The organism is Kistimonas ophiarachnellae (assembly GCF_057552235.1).
In genome coordinates, this window is record NZ_BAAJPA010000036.1 from 1 (window position 1) to 2,450 (window position 2,450).

Here is a 2,450-nt window from a genome sequence, read left to right on the forward strand (position 1 = left end):
CAGGGAAGTCTCATCTTGAAGGGGGCTTCCCGCTTAGATGCTTTCAGCGGTTATCCCGTCCGAACGTAGCTACCGGGCAATGCTTCTGGCGAAACAACCCGAACACCAGTGGTTCGTCCACTCCGGTCCTCTCGTACTAGGAGCAGCTCTTCTCAAACTTCCAACGTCCACGGCAGATAGGGACCGAACTGTCTCACGACGTTCTAAACCCAGCTCGCGTACCACTTTAAATGGCGAACAGCCATACCCTTGGGACCGGCTTCAGCCCCAGGATGTGATGAGCCGACATCGAGGTGCCAAACACCGCCGTCGATGTGAACTCTTGGGCGGTATCAGCCTGTTATCCCCGGAGTACCTTTTATCCGTTGAGCGATGGCCCTTCCATACAGAACCACCGGATCACTAAGACCTACTTTCGTACCTGCTCGAGATGTACCTCTCGCAGTCAAGCGCGCTTGTGCCTTTACACTAACCGTACGATGTCCGACCGTACTTAGCGCACCTTCGTGCTCCTCCGTTACTCTTTGGGAGGAGACCGCCCCAGTCAAACTACCCACCACACAATGTCCCCACGCCAGGTAATGGCGCCAGGTTAGAACCCCAACATGACCAGGCTGGTATTTCAAGATTGGCTCCACCCAGACTGGCGTCCGGGTTTCATAGCCTCCCAGCTATCCTACACAAGTCATATCAAGGTCCACTGTGAAGCTGTAGTAAAGGTTCACGGGGTCTTTCCGTCTAGCCGCGGATACACTGCATCTTAACAGCGATTTCAATTTCACTGAGTCTCGGGTGGAGACAGCGTGGCCATCGTTACGCCATTCGTGCAGGTCGGAACTTACCCGACAAGGAATTTCGCTACCTTAGGACCGTTATAGTTACGGCCGCCGTTTACCGGGGCTTCGATCAAGAGCTTCGCCTAAGCTAACCCCATCAATTAACCTTCCGGCACCGGGCAGGCGTCACACCGTATACGTCCACTTTCGTGTTAGCACAGTGCTGTGTTTTTAATAAACAGTCGCAGCCACCTGGTATCTTCGACCGCCGACAGCTTAAGGAGCAAGTCCCATCACCATCAGCGGCGCACCTTCTCCCGAAGTTACGGTGCCATTTTGCCTAGTTCCTTCACCCGAGTTCTCTCAAGCGCCTTGGTATTCTCTACCTGACCACCTGTGTCGGTTTGGGGTACGGTCGTTTGTAACCTGACGCTTAGAAGTTTTTCCTGGAAGCATGGGATCAACCACTTCAGTCACCTTAGTGACCTCGTCATCAGCTCTCAGCATTATGAAACCGGATTTGCCTGGTTCCACTGCCTACTGCCTTAAACCTGGACAACCATCGCCAGGCCGGCCTACCCTTCTCCGTCACTCCATCGCAGTTACAACCGGTACGGGAATATTAACCCGTTTCCCATCGATTACGTCTTTCGACCTCACCTTAGGGGCCGACTCACCCTGCGCCGATTAGCGTTGCGCAGGAACCCTTGGTCTTCCGGCGAGGGGGCTTCTCACCCCCTTTATCGTTACTCATGTCAGCATTCGCACTTCTGATACCTCCAGCCTGCCTTTCAGCTTGACCTTCATCGGCTTACAGAACGCTCCTCTACCACCCAGTACAGTAAACTGTACTGAATCCGCAGCTTCGGTGTATGGTTTGAGCCCCGTTACATCTTCCGCGCAGACCGACTCGACCAGTGAGCTATTACGCTTTCTTTAAAGGGTGGCTGCTTCTAAGCCAACCTCCTGGCTGTCTGGGCCTTTCCACATCGTTTCCCACTTAACCATACTTTGGGACCTTAGCTGGCGGTCTGGGTTGTTGCCCTCTTGACGACGGACGTTAGCACCCGCCGTCTGTCTCCCGTAATTGCACTCCACGGTATTCGGAGTTTGCATCGGTTTGGTAACCCGGGATGGGCCCCTAGCCGACACAGTGCTCTACCCCCGTGGGTGAGATACGAGGCGCTACCTAAATAGCTTTCGAGGAGAACCAGCTATCTCCGGGCTTGATTAGCCTTTCACTCCGATCCACAGGTCATCCGCTAACTTTTCAACGGTAGTCGGTTCGGTCCTCCAGTTGATGTTACTCAACCTTCAACCTGCCCATGGATAGATCGCCCGGTTTCGGGTCTACTCCCAGCGACTATGACGCCCTATTAAGACTCGGTTTCCCTACGCCTCCCCTATGCGGTTAAGCTTGCCACTGAAAGTAAGTCGCTGACCCATTATACAAAAGGTACGCAGTCACCGTCCGCTCTCCTAAAAGAGCACCGGCTCCCACTGCTTGTACGTACACGGTTTCAGGGTCTATTTCACTCCCCTCAACGGGGTTCTTTTCGCCTTTCCCTCACGGTACTGGTTCACTATCGGTCAGTCAGGAGTATTTAGCCTTGGAGGATGGTCCCCCCATGTTCAGACAGGATAACACGTGTCCCGTCCTACTCGTTTTCACAC

1 rRNA gene is annotated in these 2,450 nt (G+C 53.9%); it reads right to left on the minus strand.

The features are described from left to right. Nucleotides 1-2,450 (minus strand): 23S ribosomal RNA (locus AC27K1_RS21495); the annotation flags it as partial.